General features: G+C 72.2%; 15 protein-coding genes. 5 read left to right on the top strand and 10 right to left on the bottom strand.

Annotation, left to right across the window (positions count from 1 at the left end):
* The first annotated feature begins 191 nt into the window (after positions 1-191).
* The 4 genes from AWQ71_RS42800 to menC all read left to right on the top strand — a co-directional run bounded on the left by AWQ71_RS42800 (position 192) and on the right by menC (position 5,097).
* The gene (locus tag AWQ71_RS42800; protein WP_169806672.1) at positions 192-809 is read left to right on the top strand and encodes a hypothetical protein; all 618 of its coding nucleotides are present in this window, start codon (positions 192-194) and stop codon (positions 807-809) included.
* A gap of 1,270 nt (positions 810-2,079) precedes the next feature.
* Positions 2,080-3,159: a M20/M25/M40 family metallo-hydrolase gene (locus AWQ71_RS30400; RefSeq protein ID WP_218002030.1), complete on the top strand. Its 1,080-nt coding sequence runs from the start codon at positions 2,080-2,082 to the stop codon at positions 3,157-3,159.
* Positions 3,156-3,932, top strand: coding sequence for a GNAT family N-acetyltransferase (locus AWQ71_RS30405; protein ID WP_067139446.1), 777 nt, complete (start codon positions 3,156-3,158; stop codon positions 3,930-3,932). Before AWQ71_RS30400 ends, AWQ71_RS30405 begins: the two co-directional genes overlap by 4 nt.
* 64 nt (positions 3,933-3,996) lie before the next feature.
* A complete protein-coding gene (menC, locus tag AWQ71_RS30410; protein WP_067139448.1) occupies positions 3,997-5,097 on the top strand; it encodes an o-succinylbenzoate synthase in 1,101 nt (366 codons plus the stop codon).
* Positions 5,098-5,206: 109 nt separating this feature from the next.
* Here menC and AWQ71_RS30415 read toward each other — a convergent pair whose 3' ends face one another.
* Positions 5,207-5,884, bottom strand: a complete 678-nt coding sequence (locus AWQ71_RS30415) for a TetR/AcrR family transcriptional regulator (RefSeq protein ID WP_067139718.1) — start codon at positions 5,882-5,884, stop codon at positions 5,207-5,209.
* A gap of 118 nt (positions 5,885-6,002) precedes the next feature.
* On the opposite strand from AWQ71_RS30415, the gene AWQ71_RS30420 reads away from it, so the two are divergent.
* Positions 6,003-6,950: an NAD(P)-dependent alcohol dehydrogenase gene (locus tag AWQ71_RS30420; protein WP_245658614.1), complete on the top strand. Its 948-nt coding sequence runs from the start codon at positions 6,003-6,005 to the stop codon at positions 6,948-6,950.
* A 268-nt stretch (positions 6,951-7,218) separates the two neighbouring features.
* Here AWQ71_RS30420 and AWQ71_RS30425 read toward each other — a convergent pair whose 3' ends face one another.
* From AWQ71_RS30425 to AWQ71_RS43435, 9 genes are all read right to left on the bottom strand, one after another.
* Positions 7,219-7,911 carry an ABC transporter ATP-binding protein gene (locus tag AWQ71_RS30425; RefSeq protein ID WP_067139454.1) on the bottom strand — a complete coding sequence of 231 codons (693 nt, stop codon included), beginning with the start codon at positions 7,909-7,911 and terminating at the stop codon, positions 7,219-7,221.
* Positions 7,908-9,734 (bottom strand): dipeptide/oligopeptide/nickel ABC transporter permease/ATP-binding protein, encoded by a 1,827-nt coding sequence (locus tag AWQ71_RS30430; RefSeq protein WP_067139457.1) that lies wholly within the window; start codon positions 9,732-9,734, stop codon positions 7,908-7,910. Before AWQ71_RS30430 ends, AWQ71_RS30425 begins: the two co-directional genes overlap by 4 nt.
* Positions 9,734-10,768 (bottom strand): ABC transporter permease, encoded by a 1,035-nt coding sequence (locus AWQ71_RS30435; RefSeq protein ID WP_067139460.1) that lies wholly within the window; start codon positions 10,766-10,768, stop codon positions 9,734-9,736. Before AWQ71_RS30435 ends, AWQ71_RS30430 begins: the two co-directional genes overlap by 1 nt.
* Positions 10,769-12,355, bottom strand: coding sequence for an ABC transporter substrate-binding protein (locus AWQ71_RS30440; RefSeq protein ID WP_067139462.1), 1,587 nt, complete (start codon positions 12,353-12,355; stop codon positions 10,769-10,771). It lies immediately after the preceding gene.
* A 94-nt stretch (positions 12,356-12,449) separates the two neighbouring features.
* On the bottom strand, positions 12,450-14,039 hold the full coding sequence (locus tag AWQ71_RS30445) for a PucR family transcriptional regulator (protein ID WP_067139465.1): 1,590 nt from the start codon (positions 14,037-14,039) through the stop codon (positions 12,450-12,452).
* A 29-nt stretch (positions 14,040-14,068) separates the two neighbouring features.
* On the bottom strand, positions 14,069-14,941 hold the full coding sequence (locus AWQ71_RS30450) for a serine hydrolase (protein ID WP_067139468.1): 873 nt from the start codon (positions 14,939-14,941) through the stop codon (positions 14,069-14,071).
* On the bottom strand, positions 14,934-16,274 hold the full coding sequence (locus tag AWQ71_RS30455) for a serine hydrolase domain-containing protein (protein ID WP_067139471.1): 1,341 nt from the start codon (positions 16,272-16,274) through the stop codon (positions 14,934-14,936). Before AWQ71_RS30455 ends, AWQ71_RS30450 begins: the two co-directional genes overlap by 8 nt.
* A gap of 9 nt (positions 16,275-16,283) precedes the next feature.
* Positions 16,284-17,609, bottom strand: a complete 1,326-nt coding sequence (locus tag AWQ71_RS43430; protein WP_245658616.1) for a serine hydrolase — start codon at positions 17,607-17,609, stop codon at positions 16,284-16,286.
* Positions 17,558-19,456, bottom strand: a complete 1,899-nt coding sequence (locus AWQ71_RS43435; protein ID WP_067139478.1) for a S9 family peptidase — start codon at positions 19,454-19,456, stop codon at positions 17,558-17,560. Before AWQ71_RS43435 ends, AWQ71_RS43430 begins: the two co-directional genes overlap by 52 nt.
* Positions 19,457-19,516 lie beyond the last annotated feature (60 nt).

The following is a 19,516-nucleotide window of genomic DNA, read 5'->3' on the forward strand; positions in this document are numbered from 1 at the left end:
TCCAGATGCCGGGTAGCGGACGCGATCGTCGCCGCATACCCGAACGACAGGCGGCCAGAGGCGAACAGGCCGGCGGTGTGGGGCAGGCGCGGAAGTTGCCGGGAGAGTGTGACACGTTCTCCGGCGCGGGCGGTGCGTGACCCGGTAGCGGATGCCAGCCATGCTCCGATCGACCGCCGCCCGAACAGGTGGTGGCCTTTACCCGCTTCGGCTATCGGGAGGCGGGCGGCGATCGCGGCTTCGGCCAGATCGATCGCCCGTGCCAGGGCGACGATCTCCGCCATCGCCACCTCAACCTCGGCACCGGCCTCGGCCCCTGCGCTAACACCGGCCCGAGCGCCAACACCGGTCTCGGCCTCGGCTCCAGACCCGGTCTTGGTTTCGCCCGGCACCTTCCCCGCAGCCGCGGCCAGCCGCTCGGCACGAACGAGCAGGTCGATGACATCGCGTCCAGCCAGGTTCAGATCGGGCCAGTCCGCTACCCGGCTATCACCACCAGCAGCATCCGGGCCCGCACCGTTCTGGCCAGCGCTGCCAACATCAGCGTCTCGGCGGTTGGTGGCAGCGCCCCGGCCATCACCAACAGCATTGCCATCGGCCCGCCGGTCACTGCCACGCCGACCCACGTTCTGCTGCCGATCGTCCCGACCGGCACGCTGGGATCCGTTCGACGATGGCAGGCGGGACCGGTCGGGCCCTATGAAAGCGGACGCGATCGGCGATTGCGCCGGACCCGAAGGCCATCCACCGCCGTCAGGCTTCTGGTCTTCCGCCGCGTCCGGGAGGCCGAGCAGCCGCCGAGCCCATGACTGTGTCGTCTCCGGCTCGCCGCGTCGCCCACCTCGCCCGTCAACGCGCGCCGTGGCGTCCGGCTCGTCGCGTCCCGCAGCTCGCCCCTCAGAGCGCGCCGGGTCGTGCGGGGCGGGGTCAGTGACTCCCGCACAGCCGCTGGCGCTGCGGGTGCGGTCGAGGAGCCCGGCATCGCGGGCACGATCGAGAAGCACCGCCCCGTAGGAGTCACCGGAGAAGCGACCGGATCCGATGAACGGCGTGTGCCGCCTGGACCCGCGCCGCCGCGGGGACGTGGAAGGCGCGTCGGACGGCCGGGACGGAGGCGTTTCCCCTGGTCGGCATGACAGCAGCACACCACCCGAAAGCATCATCTCTTCGCACCTCCCCTCCCGGTCTGACGGTCGAGCCTCTGCGAGGATATCGTTCATGCGTTCGATAGGCAACTCTAAGTAGTCACACTTGTACTATTTGTGAGCACTGTAGATGGCATTCCGATTGGTGGGCATTCGTGAGCGGAGGCGGCCCGCCAAGGTCGGGGTCTCTGGTGTCAGGGTCTCTGGTGTCGGCGTCATCGCTGACGACTTCACGCGAAAAGGGGCACAGCCACATCCAGCAACGTTGACACTGCCCGGCCCTGCCCGGCTTGGGCACCTTGCGCCCACACGCCAACCCCAGGACCGAAGCGTTCTCATGCTGTGAGACCGAGTAATTGAAGGCCGTCGGCGGGATGGCTGCGGTAGTGGCCGGTGACGGCGACGAAATTGGTCAGGCCGATCAGGCGAGCCAGGCGCCCGGTCCGCGCTCTCGGCCGGAAACCCGTCCACGTTCTTGCCCAGCGTGTCGTCGTACCGCAGCTCGGCGCGCTATGCGAGTTACGCCACCGACGCTGTGCGAGTTGTGCCACCGAAACGGCGGTGAGCCGGGGAGCGCGTCAATGCTGGCGGTGGAGCGACCTGGTCGCGGACGTGCAGATCGGCGAGTGGACCAGCCATGGAAGGCCAAGGGCGACTGGTCGGTCAGAACGCCCCGGCCAGCGCCGTGTGGACCACCATGCGGAGACGCAGGGCTTTCTCGCCGGCTGCTGGAGCGATAGGCGCCTCCTGCGGATCGCGCTTCGCCGGGGATCTTGGTCGAATGGACGAACAGCTCGGCGGTCTTCGGAAAAACGGACGAATTCCCCGACCGGCCCTTCTCATACCGTGGCGGTAAACATCGACCGGAGGGCTGGTACGCGTTGTCCGTTGGTCTTCATCACCGCGCTCTGATCGCCCGGCGGGGGTCCCCGCGGTGAACCTCGACCTGATGCTCCAGGACCTGGAGGAGCTCGTCGTCTGCGAGTCCTTCTCCGCCGACCACGAGGCGGTCGCCCGCAGCGCCGCCGTGGTCGCCGAGCAGGGGGCCCGCCGACTCGGGACGCCCCCGGAGACGATCGTGATCGACGGGGTCAGCCACCTGCGGTGGACCTTCGGCCGTCCCCGCGTGCTGCTCGTCGGGCACCACGACACAGTGTGGCCGATCGGGTCGCTGCGCGAGCACCCCTGGTCGGTGCGGGACGGCGTCGCCCGGGGACCGGGCGTGTTCGACATGAAGGCCGGGCTGGTGCAGGCCTTCCACGCGCTGGCCGCGCTGCCCTCCCCGGAAGGGGTGTGCCTGCTGATCACGGGTGACGAGGAGCTCGGCTCCCCCACCTCGCGGGCGCTGATCGAGGACGCGGCGCGCGCCTGCTCGGCCGCGTTCGTGCTGGAGGCGAGCGCCGACGGCGGCGCGCTCAAGACCGGCCGCAAGGGCATCTCCGCCTATGAGCTCACCGTGCTGGGGAAGGCCGCGCACGCGGGCCTGGAACCGCACGCGGGAGCCAATGCGGCGGTCGAGCTGGCCCACCAGATCCTCGCCCTGAGCATGATGGGCGACGGCGCGACCACGGTGACGCCGACGCTGGTGTCCGCCGGGAGCACGATGAACACCGTGCCCGCCCTGGCCTCGGTCGCGGTGGACGTGCGGGTCCCCACCGTCGAGGAGCAGAAGCGGGTGGACGACCTGGTTCGGGCGCTGGCCCCGCGCGTGGCCGGAACCCGGCTGCGGGTGAGCGGCGGGCCGAACCGCCCGCCGCTGGAGGAGGCCTCGTCGGCGGGGCTGTTCGAGCTGGCCCGCCGCATCGCGGACGGCCTGGGCCTGCCCCCGTTGCGGGGCGTGGCCGTGGGCGGCGCCTCCGACGGCAACATCACCGCGGGCGTCGGCTGCCCCACGCTCGACGGGCTCGGCGCGGTCGGCGGCGGCGCGCACGCGGCACACGAGCACGCGCTCATCGCGGAGATACCCGGCCGCACCCGGCTGCTCGCGGAGCTGATCCGGGCGGTGCTCGCGTGACCGCCGCGCCGCGCGAGCTCCACAGCGTCCAGGAGTTCGAGGATGTCTTCCAGCTCTTCGACGACATCTGGCATCCCGAGCCGGGCGGGGCGCCCATCAGCGTCGAGCTGATGCGGGCGCTGTCCCATGCGGGCAACTACGTGGCCGGGGTCTACGAGGACGGCCGGCTGGCCGGCGCCTCGGTGGGTTTCCTGGCGGCGCCGGCGGGGCGGGTGCTGCACTCGCACGTCACCGGCGCCGCGGCCGGCCGCGGGATCGGTTTCGCGCTCAAGACGCACCAGCGGGCCTGGGCGCTCGAACGGGGCATCGAGCGGATCACCTGGACCTACGACCCTCTGGTGCGCCGCAACGCCTACTTCAACCTGGCCAAGCTCGGCGCCCGTCCGGAGGAGTACCTGCCGTCGTTCTACGGCGTCATGGAGGACGCGATCAACGCCGGGGACGAGTCGGACCGGATGCTCGCCGTCTGGCGGCTGACCGATCCGCGTGTGCTCGCCGCCGTACGGCGGGAGCCGTACGTGCCGGTGGTCCCGGCGGACGCGGCGGTCGGGCTGGCCGACGCGGACGGACGGCCGGTCCCCGGCCGGACGGACGCGGGGACGGTCCTCGTGGCGGTGCCGGAGGACATCGAGAGCCTGCGCCGCACGGACCCCGGGCTGGCCAAGGCGTGGCGGCACGCCGTGCGCGACGTGCTCGGCGGCCTGCTGGAGGAAGGGGCCCAGGTCACCGGTTTCCACCGGAGAACGTGCTACATCGTGGAACGCACCGTCTGATCGCGGCCGAACGCGGCAGGCGGTCCTACCGGAAGGAGGCGCGGCGAGACGCCGCACACCCACTATGAAGATCACTGGAATCGAGCTGCGGCGGATCGCGATGCCGCTGGTCGCGCCGTTCCGCACCTCGTTCGGGACGGAGACGGCGCGCGACGTGCTGCTCGTGCGGGTCGTCACGCCCGAGGCCGAGGGGTGGGGCGAGTGCGTGGCCATGTCACGGCCGCTCTACTCCCCCGAGTACGTCGACGGCGCGGCCGAGGTAATGCGCCGCTTCCTCATCCCGGCGCTGCCCGCCCACGCCGACGCCCAGGCGGCCGGCCGGGCGCTCGCGCCGTTCAAGGGGCACCGGATGGCCAAGGCCGCGCTGGAGACCGCGGTCCTGGACGCCCAGCTCCGGGCCCGCGGCGAGTCGTTCGCGGCGTACTTCGGCGCGACCCGTGAGCGGGTCCCCTGCGGGGTGTCGGTCGGCATCATGAACTCGATCCCCGAGCTGCTCGACGCCGTCGAGGGCTTCCTGGCCGAGGGCTACGTCCGGATCAAGCTGAAGATCGAACCGGGCTGGGACCTGGAGCCGGTCCGCGCCGTACGCGAGCGGTTCGGCCCCGACCTGCTGCTCCAGGTCGACGCCAACGCCGCGTACACGCTGGCCGACGCCCCGCACCTGGCCAAGCTGGACGCCTTCGACCTGCTGCTGATCGAGCAGCCACTGGCCAACGACGACATGGTCCAGCACGCCGCGCTCGCCCGCCGGATCTCCACCCCGATCTGCCTGGACGAGTCGATCGAGTCGGCCGAGCACGCCGCGGCCGCCATCACACTGGGCGCGTGCTCGATCATCAACGTCAAGCCGGGCCGGATCGGGGGCTACCTGGAGGCGCGCCGCATCCACGACCTGGCCCGCGCCCACGGTGTCGCGCTGTGGTGCGGCGGGATGCTGGAGACGGGCATCGGCCGCGCCGCCAACGTCGCGCTGGCCGCCCTGCCCGGCTTCACGCTGCCGGGCGACACCTCGGCCTCGCGCCGCTACTTCGCGACGGACGTCACCGCGCCGTTCGAACTGCGTGACGGCCACCTGGATGTCCCGGCCGGGCCCGGTATCGGCGTGGACCCCGTCCCGGACATCCTGGACGAGGTCACCACCTCGACCGAGTGGATCACCAGGTAGTTCCCGGAGCTTCTTGGGAGTGTCTGACAAATGTTGCCCGTAGCAGGGCTTGATTTGTCAGACACGACCTACTCCGAAGGGCGTGCCACGCGGCAGGCGCCGCTTCGCGTCAGGCCCTGGAGGGCCGCTGTCTCTGGGAGCTGTCGGCCGCGAGCGGGAGACCGCGCAGCGACAGAGCACTCGGCGGAGGTAGGGCCCCGTGAGCCGCCTCGGCGCGGAACGACTGGAGCAGGTACGCCACCAGGCGCCGGGGCGCAGCACTGTCACGCGGCAGCGCGGTGACCAGACCGCAGTGCGACAACAGGGCCACGGCGAGGTCGGAAGGGTGGAAATCGGCCCGCAGCGCGCCCGCTGCCTGGGCTCTGCGGACCAGGGTCATGAGGTCCCGCTCGGCCCGTTCTCGGGCCTGCGCGTGTTCCACCGTGCTGTCCGGGAAGGCCGCGACGAACGCGGCCGAGAACCCCTGTTCCTCCCGCTGAAGCTCGCAGGCCGTCTCGACCAGCCGCTGGAAACCCCGCCAGGGGTCGGGGTCGGCCAGCGCCTCGGTGAGCGCTCGGGCGCAGGTCTCCATCTGCTGCGCGAACGCGGCCCGGACCAGGGCGTCCCGGGTCGGAAAACGCCGGTACAGCGTCGCTACGCCGACCCCGGCCCGTCGGGCCACGGTCGCTATGGGCGCGTCGATCCCGTGCTCGGCGAAGACCGCACGGGCGGCGACGAGGATGCGCCCCCGGTTGCGCCGGGCGTCGGCCCGCAGCCCCGGGCCCGCGATCCGAGAGGATTCCTCCACCACTGTCTCTCACCTCCGGTCCAAACGGACGGTGCCGTCCGTTTAAGAGCCTACGCTCAGGGCCAGATCCCCCGTACGGCCACTGGTGGCGAAGGTGAGAACGATGGACGACCGCACGATGAGAGCAGTACTTTTCGACCGCTTCGGCGGCCCCGAGGTGCTGTACGTGGGCCGGGTACCACGCCCCGAACCGGCGCTCGGCGAGGTACTCGTGCGGGTGCGCGCGTTCAGCGTCAACGGCGGCGAACTGGCGGCCCGTTCCGGCAGCCTCCGTCTCTTCACCGGACAGAAGTTCCCGCAACGCGTCGGGTTGGACTTCACCGGCGAGGTTGCCGCGCTCGGCGCCGGCGCGACGGACGTCGCGGTCGGCGACCGTGTGTGGGGCACGGTGGGCCGTACCGGATTCGGCAGCGCCGCCGAGTACGTGACAGTCCGGGCCGAGCGGCTCGGCCGGGTCCCGGACGGACTGGATCTGGTGGCAGCCGCCGCGCTGCCGGTGGCAACCACGGCCATCACGGCGCTGCGCGACAAGGCCAGGCTGCGCCCCGGCGAACGACTGCTCGTACGGGGCGCAGCGGGTGGCGTCGGCAACGCCGCCGTCCAGCTCGGACAGGCATATGGTGCCGAGGTCACGGCCCTGGCCCGCGCCGCCAACCTCGACTTCGTCCGCACGCTCGGCGCCCACCACGCCATCGACCACCGGGCCGTCCCGCCGAGGGAACTGGGCCTGTTCGACGTGGTCCTCGACACCGCGGGCACCGACCTGCGGGCCTTCCGGCGCCTGCTGACGCCGGGCGGACGCATGGTCACCATCGCCTTCGACGTGACACGGCCCGCCGCCTCACTCGGCTACATCGCCGCCAGCGCCGTACACGGACGCGGCCGGGTGCGCTTCTTCAGCGGCAACCCCACGCGGGCGCTCTTCGACGACCTCGCCCGCCAGGTGGCGGAGGGGGGACTGCGCCCTGCGGTGGACAGGTACTTCCCGCTGGAGGAGACAGCGGCGGCCCACCGGGCGCTGGAGGCGGGCGGGGTACGGGGCAAGTACGTGGTCAGGGTCGACTGAGCGACGGCACCCGATCCCGCCCGGGCGACGGGGCAAAGATCGACGGGGAGGGAATTAGTGCCCCTCCCGCCAATTTTTGCCCCGTCGCGTCGCCCAGGGCGGCACCTCGCTGCGTTGACGCCCCACCCACGAAAAGTCCTCGCAGGCTCGGACTTTCCGCGGGGCCCGGGATTGTCGGCCGTAGGCTCCGCTACGGCCTCCTCCTCCGCCTTGCGATACACCACCCTGGATCGCCGCTCCGTCCGGGCAAACCTTGCCGGTCACGGCACTAGCTCCGGGCGAGGCGGGGAACCGCGTCGAGGAGCGAGCGGGTGTAGGCGTCCGAAGGCGCCTTCACCACCTCCTCGGTCGGCCCCGCCTCGACCAGCCGGCCCCGGTGCATCACCGCGACCACGTCGGAGACGTACCGCACCACGGCCAGGTTGTGCGAGATGAACAGCATCGACAGCCCGATCTCCTCGCGCAGCGAGCGGATCAGGTTGAGCACCGCGCCCTGGACGGAGACGTCCAGGGCGGAGGTGATCTCGTCGGCGATCAGCAGCGCCGGCCGGACGCCGAGCGCGCGGGCGATCGCCACCCGCTGCCGCTGGCCCCCGGACAGCTCGCGTGGGTAGCGCTCCGCGAGTGCGACGGGCAGGGACACCAGGGTCAGCAGCCGCTCCACCTCCGCCTGGCGGGCGGCCCGCGGCAGGCGCAGGCCCTCCGCGACCGACGCGCCGATGGTCATGCGCGGGTCGAGGGAGGTGAGCGGGTCCTGGAACACCATCTGCACCCGGCTCGGGTCCACCCCCTCGACGACCCCCGTGTACGGCACCAGCCCGCTCACCGCACGCGCGAGCGTGGACTTGCCCGACCCGGACTCGCCCACCAGGCCGACGATCGCGCCGTCGGGGATCTCCAGGGTGACGTCGTCCACGGCGGTGAAGGCGCCGAACCGGACGGTCAGGTTCTTGATGATCACTTGGCCTCCCAGCAGGCGACGCGGTGTCCCGCGCGGTACGGGATCAGGGGCGGCAGCTCGGCGCACTTGGCGCTCGCCAGCTCGCAGCGGTCCGCGAAGGCGCATCCGCCGGGCACCTCCGCCGGCGAGGGCTGGCGGCCGGGGATGCTCGCCAGCGGCAGCGACCTGTCGGTCTCCATGTCGGGCAGCGAGGCGACCAGCGCCCGCGTGTAGGGGTGCGCGGCGCCCGAGGCCAGCTCCCCGACCGGCAGCTCCTCGACCACCCGGCCCGCGTACATCACCACGACGCGGTGGCACAGCTCGCCGATGACGGCGATGTCATGGGAGATGAACAGGGTGGCCGCACCGGTCTCGTCGGTCACCTCGCGCAGCAGCCGGAGGATCTCCCGCTGCACGGTCACGTCGAGAGCGGTGGTCGGCTCGTCGGCGATGATCAGCCGGGGCGCGCCCATCAGGCCCATGGCGATGACGGCGCGCTGCCGCATGCCGCCGGACAGTTCGTGCGGGTGTTGCCGCGCCCGCGCGGCGGGCTCCGGGATGCGTACGTGCTCCAGCCGGTCCACCGCGCGGGCGAAAGCCTCGGCCCGGCTCGCGCCCTGGTGGACGGTCGCCACCTCGGCGAGCTGCCCGCCGACCTTCAGCGCCGGGTTGAGCGCGGCCATCGGGTCCTGGAAGACCATCGCCAGGGACGTGCCGAGCAGCTTGCGGCACTCGTCCTCCGGCAGCTCGCGGACGTCGGCGCCGCACATCCGCAGCCGGCCGGCGCTCACCTCTCCCGGGTACGGGACCAGCCCGCCGATCGCCGCGGCGGTCAGGCTCTTGCCGCTGCCGGACTCGCCCACCAGGCCGACGATCTCGCCGGGCGCGATCGTCAGCGAGAGCCCGCGCACCGGCGTGACGCCGCCGGGGAAGGTGACGGTCAGGTCCCGCACCTCCAGGACGGCGTCCGGGTCGGGCTCGCCGAGCTCGCCCACCTCGGGTACGGCTCGTCCGGCGGCCGCGTCGGTGGGCGTGGCACGGCGCGACGCCGCCCGCGCCAGGACGTCTCCCAGCAGGTTGAACCCGATGCCCGCGAGCGCGATCGCGGCGGCCGGGCCGAGGGCGACGGCCGGGGTGGCGTAGATCCGGCCGAAGCCGTCGAAGAGCAGCCGTCCCCAGTCGAACGACGGCGGCTGCACGCCGAGACCGAGGAAGGACATCCCGGCGAGCGCGAGAAGAGCGCCGCCCAGCACCTGGGTGAGCTGGAGGATGAGCGGCTCGGCGATGTTGGGCAGGACGTGCCTCGTCATGACACGCCACCGGGAGACGCCGAGCATGCGCGCGACCGCGACGTAGTCGGCCCCGGCGACGGAGGCCGCGAGCGTCTGGGTGAGCCGGGCGAAGCCGGGGGCGATGGCGGCGCCGATGCCGAGCACGGCGCCGCGCGCGCCGAGCCCCGCGATCACCGCGGTGAACATCGCGAGCAGCAGGCCGGGGAACGCGACCAGCGCGTTGACCGTACCGGTGACCAGGCGCGCGCCCCGGCGCGGCAGCACCGAGGGGAGCGCGCCGAGGATGACGCCGGCCGTCGCGCCGATGAGTGTGGCGATCATGGCGAGGGTGAGCGAGAGCCGCCCGGCGACCAGCACCCGGGCGAGGATGTCGCGGCCCAGGTTGTCGGTGCCGAGCGGGTGCGCGGCCGAGGCTCCCTGGAGGATGACCGCGGAGTCGATCCGCTCGGCCTCCGCTCCCCAGATCAGCGGCCCGGCGATCGCCAGGATCACCATGAGCGCGACCAGGAGGGTCCCGGCGATCCCGGCGGGGGTCCGCAGCAGGTGACGCATCAGGTCTCCTTCAGCTTGGAGGTGGGATCGAGCACGCCGAGCAGCAGGTCGACGAGCAGGTTCACCACCAGCACGATCGCGCCGTAGACGAGGATCACGCCCTGGGCCACCGGATAGTCCTTCTGGGTGATGGACTCCACGACCCGCAGTCCCAGGCCCGGCCAGGCGAAGACGTACTCGACGAGCACGCTCCCGGCGATCAGCGCGCCGAGCAGCAGGCCGCCCACGGTCAGCGTCGCGGTGAGCGTGTTGGGCAGGACGTGCCGGAAGTACAGCCGGGCGGCGGGCAGCCGCTTGGCCCGGGCCAGCCGGACGTAGTCCATGCCCAGTTCACGTAGGGTCTCCACCCGGGAGATACGGGCGATCATCGCGGTCGGCGAGATGGCCAGGGAGAGGATCGGCAGGACGTAGGACACGGGTCCCGCCTTGCCCGCGGGAGGGAACCAGCGGAGTCCGATCGCGAACACGGTGACCAGGGCGATCGAGTAGAGGAACTCGGGCACGGCGATGGCCGCGCCGGTCGCCGAGGTGAAGGTCACCTCGGTGCCCCTGTTGCGGCCGTTCTCGGTGCGGATCGCGGCCCACATGCCGAGCGGTACGGCCACGAGCAGGGCCGCGGCGGTCGCGAGCAGGGCGAGCCCGACGGTGTTGGGGAGCCGGGAGGCGATGATCTCCCGGACCGGCTCCCCGCTGAGGAACGACGTGCCGAAGTCCCCGCGGAACACGTTGCCCACATAGGACAGGAGCTGGGACAGGATCGGCTCGTCCAGCCCGAGCGCCGCACGCCTGGCGGCGACCAGTTCGACCGGCGCGGCCGGGCCGAGCGAGGCGCGTACGGGGTCGCCCGGGATCAGGTGCATCATCGCGAAGGACGCGACGAGCAGCACGGCCAGGGAGACGACGAACCGGACGACGCGCCGCAGCACGAACCCGCCACGGACCCGGCCGAGTGCCCGGCCGGCGAGCCTCCGCCGACCGGCCCGCCCGCCCTCGGCGGACGGACCGGCGGCGGACGGGCGCAGAGACTCCGCCATTCAGCCCGCCTCGGTCATCCGGATCGTGGTCGGTGCGACCGAGCCCGCCACTAGGTCGAACTTCGCGTTCTTGGTGGCGACCAGCACGGTGTCCTCCACGACCGGCACCAGGTCGGCGTCCTCGAACAGCGCGGACTCCGACTCCAGCCAGAGCTTGCAGCCCTCCTCGCCCGGCTTGCCGACGGCTTCGGTCACGAGCTTCTGGTAGCGGTCGTTGGCCAGGTGGGCGAAGTTGGCGCCCTCCGGCGCGGCCGGGCCGGACAGGAACCCTTCGAGCTGCGTGGGCAGCGTGACGCCGATCGGCAGCCAGACGACGTCCCAGTCCTGGGTGGCGGTCAGCGACTCCGACAGTTTGGTGTCGATGACGCCGTTCAGCGTGACATCGGCGCCCGCCTTCTTCCACGCCGCCGCGAGGTATTCGGCCGCGGCCTGCACGCCCGCGCCCTTGGTGGTGCCGTAGAGCAGGCGCAGGGTCAGTTTGCGCCCGTCCTTGACGCGGACGCCGTCGGGGCCGGCCTTCCACCCGGCGGCGTCCAGCGCGGCGGACGCGGCGGCCTCGTCGAAGGCCGGGACGTGACCGGTGACGCTGTCGCCCGGGCAGGGCCGCGGGTCCAGCACCAGCCCGGTGGCGGGGCGGCCGGTGCCGCTCGAGGAGATGCCGGCGAGTTCCTTGAGGTTGACCGCCTGGGTGAGCGCCTTGCGCACCGCCGGGTCCTTGGCGGGCCGGTCCTCGCCCTGGTGGTAGAAGAACTGCCCGTTGCCCGCCGAGATGACCAGCTTGCCGATGCCCGGGGTCGCCTCGAGCCGGGCGCGGTCCGCGCCGTAGATGACCGCGCCGTTGATGTCACCGGAGATCAGCAGGTTGGCCGCGGTCTGCTCGTTCGGCACGACCTTCAGCACGATCTTGTCGGGCTGACCGGATTCCTTGGTGGTGGCTCCGCCGGGTCCCCAGACGTAGTCCTTGCGCACCTGGAACGTGTAGTGGTCGCTGGGAGCCGCCTCGGTCAGCGTGTACGGCCCGGAACCCGAGGTGCCGCGGGCGAGGACCGAGCGGTCCTTCGCCCCCTTGCCGCAGACGACGAAGATCTGCGGGGCGTTCTCCAGGATGAAGCTGAACGGTTTCGGCGTGGAGAGTGTCACCGTTCCCGCCGCGTCGTCCGCCTCGGCCTTCATGCCGACGGGGACGGTCACACCGTTGAGCGGTGACTTGGTGGCGGGATCGGTGATGTGGTTGACGCTGCCGGCCACGTCCGAGGGGGTGAGCGGGGACCCGTCGGAGCAGGTGACGTCCTTGCGGAGGGTGAAGGTGACCGCGTCGGGTTTGACGTCCCATTTCTCGGCCAGCCCAGGGACGATCTTTCCATCGGGCCCGTAGTAGACGAGCGTGTCGTACGCGAACGACAGCACGCTGTTGGTCACAGAGAGCACGGCCATGGCCGGGTCGAGCGCGCCCGGATCGGCGCGGATCGCGAAGGTGAAGGTGCCGCCGTCGGCGGTCCGGCCGGACCCGGTGTCCGTGCTGCCGCCGCATGCGGCGGCGAACAGGCTGAGTGCGCCGATCACGGCCGCCGCTCGTGTGTTTCTCATCGGGGCTCCTGGAAGCTGGGGAGATGCCCCACATTCGCCGGTTCCGGGCGAACCTTCTTCGTTGCTCCGGACGAAAAGCGGGTGATCTCTCGTGCTAACCGCCGAAGATGCGCATCTGAAGCATCACCGCCAGCCGCGCCTCGGGATCGGCCAGGTCCAGCCCGCTGATCTGGACCAGCCGCTTGAGCCGGTACCGGAAGGTGTTGGCGTGCACGTGGATCTTGGCCGACGCGGCGTTCACGTCGCCGAAGGCGTCCAGGTACGCCCGCAGGGTGCTGACCAGCTCACTGCCGTGCCGGGCGTCGTGCTCCAGAAGCCGCTCGTAGGGGCCGGTCGGCGTCTGCTCCTCGGCCTGGACCAGGTCCGAGAGCTGGAGCAGCAGCGATTCGAAATGCACGCCGGTGTAGCCGGCGACCACGCCGGACGCCTCACGGGCGCGCAACACCCGCAGGGCCCGGTCGGCGTCGGCCCGGGATCGCGCCACCTCGGCCAGGTTGCGCGCCATGCGCCCGACGCCGATGTTGGCCGCGTGCCGGGGACCGACCCGGGCGAGGAAGCTTTCCGCGACCCGTACGGCCCTGGCCTCCTCCTCGCCGCCCGCGTGCAGGGGCAGCACGGCGTACGCCACCGAGCCGACCAGCGCCGCGGCGGCCTTGGGATGGATGGCGCCGACGTGCAGGGCGAGCGCGTCGCAGAACCGCTGCCGGTCGCTCTCCCGGCGGGCCGCGTCGGCGTCGGGGCCGTCGCTGAGCTGGGCGGCGAGCACGCACAGGCGCTCGCTGGCCACGCCGAGCCGGCCCGCGGCCTCGGCGGCGTCCCCGCCGCCCGCCAGCACCGTGGACAGCAGGTCGGCGCGCAGCCGTCGCCGGGTGTCGGCCCCGGCCCGCTGGCGCAGCAACTGCAGGGCGACGATCTTGGCGGCGTCGGCGAGCGCCTGCCGGCGCTGCCCGCTCAGCGGCTCGCGCACCACCGCCCAGATGGAGCCGAGAATCTCGTCCCCGGAGCGCACGGCGACCGCGGCCCGCGCGATGGCCTCGTCGTTGAGTTCGATGTAGATCGGCTCGCCGCTCTGGTAGAGCTGCCGGAAGAACCCGCGCTCCTCCAGCATCCGCCGGTAGCGTTCCGGCACCTGGCGGCCGAGCACGGTCTCGATCCGCCCCGCGTCGGCCTCGTCCTGCCGCCCCGAGTACGCCAGCACGCGGGAGGACCGGTCCTCGATGGTGATCGGCGCGTCCAGCAGCGCGCACACGGCGTTGGCCAGCGCGAACAGGTCGTCGAGCGGAGTGTCGTTCCCCGGTTCCGCGAGGTCGCCCTCGGCCAGCAGGGCGCGCAGCAGCGCCGCCACCTGCGCCCAGGAGGCGGCCCGGGTGAGCCCCAGCACCGCCACCCCGGTCTCGCGGACCTTCGCGTGGACGCGGCCGTCCACGTCCACCGGCTGCTTGACGACGACGCCCGCCGCCGGGCCCGCCGCGTCGAGCAGGGCGCATATCTGCTCGGCGCGATCGACCCCGACGGCGAGCACGATGCTCCCGGCGGGCAGGAGCGGCTCGTCGAGCGGATCGTAGATGTGGACTCCGGTGACCTCGGCGTCGAGGAGGTCACCCTCCGCGGCGGCAACGTCCAGGACGGTGCTGCCGAGGTCCTCCAGGATGCGGCGCAGGCTCGCGCGGGGCCGATCACTCATCCGCTCACGATAGTGAACATAAACCGACATTATTCGCGGAGGTGCTCAATTGCCATGCGGGCCGCCCGGCCGATCGCCGCGTCCGCCTGGGGCAGCCGGAACCCGAGCGAGTCCGTCCGGAGGTAAACCGCGGCGGCGTAGCGCCGCCCGTCCGGAAATTCCACGACACCGGCCTCGTTGCGCACGCCCGGGAGGGTGCCGGTCTTGCCGGAGACCTTCACCTCGTCGCCGAACCCGGAGGAGAGGCGGTGCGGCCAGACCTGGTTGCCCATGATCTTCCGTACCTCCGCGCACGCCTCCGCCGGACCGGCCTCGTCCCGCCAGATCTTGCTCAGCAGGCTCGTGGTCTCACGAGGTGTCCCCGAGGTCGTCCGCTCCGGGTCGAGCACCGACAGCGCCCGCATCCGCTCCTCGGACACACCGGCGAGATCCTCCTCGGAGACGTTCTCGACGGAGAGGCCGAGCTCGGTCACCATGCTGCCCAGCAGTTCGGCGCAGCCGCCGATCAGGCGAGTACGCCCGAGGCCGAGCCCGCGCAGCGTGGCGTGCAGGTTGTCCAGCCCGACCCGCCGCAGCAGCACGTCGGTGGCCGCGTTGTCGCTCATGGTCATCATGAAGTGGGCCAGGTCGCGCAAGGTCAGCGAGACGTCGTCGGCGCACCCGGAGGTGCCGATGCCTCCGTCCTTGTCGGCCGTCGTGACGGTGAGCCGCTCGGTGCGATCCAGGGTCCCCGCCGCCGCCTGCCTGGCGTACTCCAGCACTACAGGGATCTTGAACACCGAGGCGAGCACGACCGGTTCGTCGGGGTTGAGTCCGATTTCGGCGGAGCCGTCGACTTCGCGGACGTGGACGAAGCCCTCCACGTCCGCGTCGTCGAACACCTCCTTCAGGAGGTCACACACGGCGCAGCGCCCGTCCGTTGTGGACGTAGGCGGCCCGGCCGTCCTCGACCACGAAGGTGAGGGTCTCGTGCCTGCCCTCCTCCGGCTCGACCGCGATGAAGGAGTGATCGCGGTAGTGGACGAACCGGGTGGTGGTCTCCGGGGCCCCCGTGCTCGCCATGAACTCGCCGGGGATCAACGTGACATCCAGGCCGCCGTCCGCCCCGGCCACCTCGTACGAGAGCGCCGGGCCGTCGTACCTGCCGGCGTAGGGCGTGGGATCCACGGCCTGCGGCGTCGCGGGCAGAGCGGGCAGGGCGGGCACCGGGAGCCCGGCGACCTCGCGGATCAGCGGCAGGGCCACGTCGGTGAACAGCCCCATGAAGCCGGGGCCGTTGACGGTCATCGCGATCGCGAAGTCCGCGCCGGGCGCGACCCGCCAGAACGTGCTCTGCCCGATCGTCCCGCCGTCGTGACCGAAGACCTCACCACCCCAGTCGAACAGCTCGAACCCGAGCCCCCAACGGCCGGCGAGCAGCCCGGAGACGCCGGGCACGTCGACCTGCCCGGTCCGCATGGCGGCGACCGCCTCCTCCGACAGCAGGCGGGTGCCGTCCTCGGCCACTCCCCCGGCCATGAACATCCGGCCGAAGCGGACCAGCTCGCGCGGGGCCAGGCACATCGTGGAGCCGGCCGGAGCGTTGGAGCGCGGCAACTGCCACGAGGGGAAGACGGTGCCCTCGGGACCGACATGTCCGGCCGACGCCCGGAAGAGGATCGCCTCCTCGGCCAGGAGCGCCCAGTTCGTGGCGCCGAGCGGCTTCAGCAGGCGCTCGCGCATCGCCTCCTCCCACGTGGTGCCCCGCACCCGCGCGACCAGCGCGCCCAGGACGCAGTAGCCCGCGTTGCAGTACGAGAACAGGGCGCCCGGCTCGTGCACGTGACCGGCGCCGTGCAGGAAGGCCACGAACTTGTCCAGGCAGTCGTCGCCGCGCCCGGTGTCCTCGAACAGGTCGCCGTCGAAGCCGCCCGTGTGGGTGAGCAGGTGCCGGACGGTGATGCTCTTCTCCGCGCCGTCGGCGACGGCGAACTCGGGCAGGTAGTCACGGACCGGCCGGTCCAGCTCGACCAGCCCTTCGTCCACGAGCTGCATGACCAGGGCGGCGGTCCAGACCTTGGTGGTGGAGCCGACCTGGAAGACGCTGTCGGGCGTGGCCTCCACGCCGGTGTTCCGGTTCACCACCCCGGTGGCGACCTCGACGAGCTCGCCGCCCGTCCAGACGGCGAGCGCGGCGCCGGGCACTCCGTGCCGGCCGGCCGCCTCGTCGAAACGCTTCTGCAGATCCTCACGCATGCCGGCTCCTCAGGCGGTCTTGGGCGTGGCGCGCACGCCGAGGTGGACGTAACGCGAACCGTCGGGGAGCTCGTAGAAGACCGCCGAGGTCCACTGCGGCTCCCCTTCGGGACGGCCGACGAAGGTGGTGTCGTCCACCGGGACGAGGTCGAACTCCATGGGCGGCTGCAGCCCGGCGAGGGCGCCGGTGGCCTCGCCGTACAGCGAGAGCCGTCCGTCGCGGGCCGTGAGCGTCATCCGGACGCCGGCCCGCTCGTACACGCCGGCGTACCGCTCGACGTCGGTCTCGTACGGCTCGGCCGGGGGTCCGAGCACGGGCGGCACGGCCAGGCCGAGCAGCTCGTCGAACAGCTCGGTGGCCAGGGCGTGATGGAAGGCGGCGGTGTGGCCGCCGTTGGCCAGCACGCACACCACCGTCTCGGTCTCGGGGACCATCCAGAGCATGGCGGCCTGGCCGATGGTGTTGCCTCCGTGGGAGACGATACGGCGGCCCTGCCACTCGTCCAGGATCCAGCCGAGGCCCCACTGCTTGCCGATCGTGTGTGGGTCGGGGATGTCCACCTGGGGCTCCCACATCGCCTGCGGGTCGGCGAGCAGCTCGGTGCCGAGGTGCGCCCGCGCGAAGGCGACGACGTCCGCGGGCCGGGCGCAGATCAGCCCCGCCGGGCCGCAGGACCGCATCAGGCCCCAGGCGGGGGCGGGCCGGCCCTGCATGTGGCCCATCGCGCCGCGGAAGCGCAGCACGTCCTCCGGCAGGGTCCAGGTGTGGGTCAGGCCCAGCGGCTCGATGATCTGCTCGCGCAGCGCGGCGTCCCAGACCTTGCCCGTGAGGCGCTCGACAACGCGCCCGGCGATGATGAACCCGGAGTTGCAGTACGACTGGGTGGCGCCGAGCGGATGGTTCTGCGCCAGGTCGGCGCACGCCTGCACGTACTTCTCCACGCAGTCGTCACCGCGGCCCGTGTCGAGGAACAGGTCGCCGTCGATGCCGGAGGTGTGCGTGAGCAGGTGCCGGATCGTGACGGTCTTGGTCACCTCGGGGTCGGCGACCCGGAACTCCGGCAGCACCTCGGCGACCGGGGTCTCGAGCGTCAGCTCGCCCCGCTCGATGAGGAGCATGATCTGCGTGGCGGTCCACACCTTGGTGACCGAGCCGATCTGGAAGAGGGAGTCGGTGGTCACCTCCACCCCGGTGTCCGTGTTGAGCACGCCCGCCGCGAACTCGTGCACCTCACCCTCGTGCAGGAAGGCCAGGTTCGCGCCGGGAACCTCGAACTGGGTGATCAGCTCGGCGAGGCGGGAGTGCCAGCGACCGGGATCCACTGCTGCAGCCACTCGACGATCCTTTCGTTGTAGTCCACCCGGTGGGACGGGCGGCCGTTGAGGATGAACAGATGTGAGCCGCCCGGATAGCGGACCAGCCGGACCGGCACGCCCTGCTCGCGCAGGGCGGCGAACCACTGCTCGGCCTGGCCGACCGGGCACCGGTCGTCGGCGTCGCCGTGCAGGAGCAGCGTGGGCGTGGTCACCTGGGCGACGTGCGTCATCGGTGACTGCGCGGTGATGTCGCCCCGGCACTCGTACGCCTTGAGAAGGTGCCCCGCGTCCGAGGTGCCGGCCATGCTGACCAGGTCGCTGACGCACCCGCCGGGGATGGCCGCCTTGAACCGGCCGGTCTGCGTCGACAGCCAGCAGGACATGTAGCCGCCGTAGCTGTAGCCGGTGACCGCGAGCCGTTCCGGGTCAGCGGTCCCCTCGTCGACCAGCTCGTCGATCGGGTTCAGGAAGTCGCCGGTGTCGGCGATGCCCCAGGCGCCCACCGCGGCCGTGTAGAACGCCTCGCCGTACCCGTCGCTGGCCCGCGGGTTCATGGTGAGCACGGTCCAGCCGCGCGCGGCGAGCACCTGGTGGTAGAGGTGCGCCCCGTCGAACACCGGCGCCCAGGCGTTGTGCGGGCCGCCGTGCGCGTCCAGCAGGAGCGGCCCCGGCCCGGTGAGCGTCTCGTCCCGCAGCACGAACCCCTCCACGAGGGTCCCGTCGGGCGCGGTGAAGGTACGGCGCTTCGGCGTGAACAGTTCGACGTCGTGGAGCGCGTAGTCGGTGAGCCGTGTCGTGGCCGTGTCGTCCCGGCCGTCGCCCGGGAGCGCGTCGAGGTCGGCGAGGTAGACGTCACCCGCGCTGTACGGCGTCGACGCGACATAGGCGATCCGGCCGCCCGCCGCGCTGACGCCCGAGACCACCTGGTCACCACCGATGACCTTCTCGCCGGGGGCGCGATAGACGTGGGTGCAGCCGCCGTCCCGGGCGCAGAAGATCAGCTCGTCGCCCGCCTGCTGGGGGACGGCGCCCGGATAGCCGGGGGCGCCCACCATGATGTTGCGGTCGAGCCCCGTCTTGATCTCCACGAGGCTGTCCGGGCCGAGCTCGAACATGCGGGTGTGGCCCACCGGGTCGCCGGTGTTCCCGGCGACGAGCAGCCGCTCGCCCAGCCACCAGGCCCCGGCGCAGATCACGTCGGCGCCGGTGAGCCGCTCGGGCTCGCCGCCGGAGGCGTCCACCGCGTAGACGGCGCCGCCGGCGACCAGGTCGCGGTCGGCCTCCATGTTCGCGGTGAACGCGAGCCGCCGGCCGTCCGGCGACCAGGAGGGCTCGCCCGCGAAGAAGTCGCCCGAGGTGACCTGCCGGGTGTCCCCCGTCTCGACCTCCACCACGAAGACGTGCAGGGTGAGGCCGCGCAGCAGGCCGGTGCCGTCGGCCTTGTATTCCAGGCTGTCGGCCACGACCGGGGCGTGCGGGTCGACCTCGCCGCACGGCGCGCTGTACGCGATGGAGCGCCCGTCGGGCGACCAGACCGCGGGGCCCGCGCCGAGGGACGCGGCGGTGAGGACGCGGGGCTCGCCCCCCTCCATGGGGAGCAGGTGAAGCTGCGGCTTCCCGTCCACGGGGCGCAGGAAGGCGAGCGAGCGCCCGTCGGGCGACCAGCGCGGGGAGGAGTCGTGCGGGCCGCCCGTCAGGCGCCGTGGCGCGCCACCGGCAGCGACGAGCCAGATCTCGGAGCGGTTCTCATCGGACTCCCGGTCGGCGGTCGTGACCGTGTACGCCACGGTGTTCCCGTCCGGGCGCAGCCGGGGGTCTCCCGGAACCGCGATTCGATAAATGTCGCTGAGGGAGAGGCGAGACATGCCCGAACCCTAGGCTCGGTGTGCCTCGCCTTCATCGGCCTCCAGGACGAATCCAGCTCG

This window comes from Microtetraspora malaysiensis, assembly GCF_001528665.1.
In the GTDB taxonomy this organism is placed as follows: Bacteria; Actinomycetota; Actinomycetes; order Streptosporangiales; family Streptosporangiaceae; genus Microtetraspora_A; species Microtetraspora_A malaysiensis.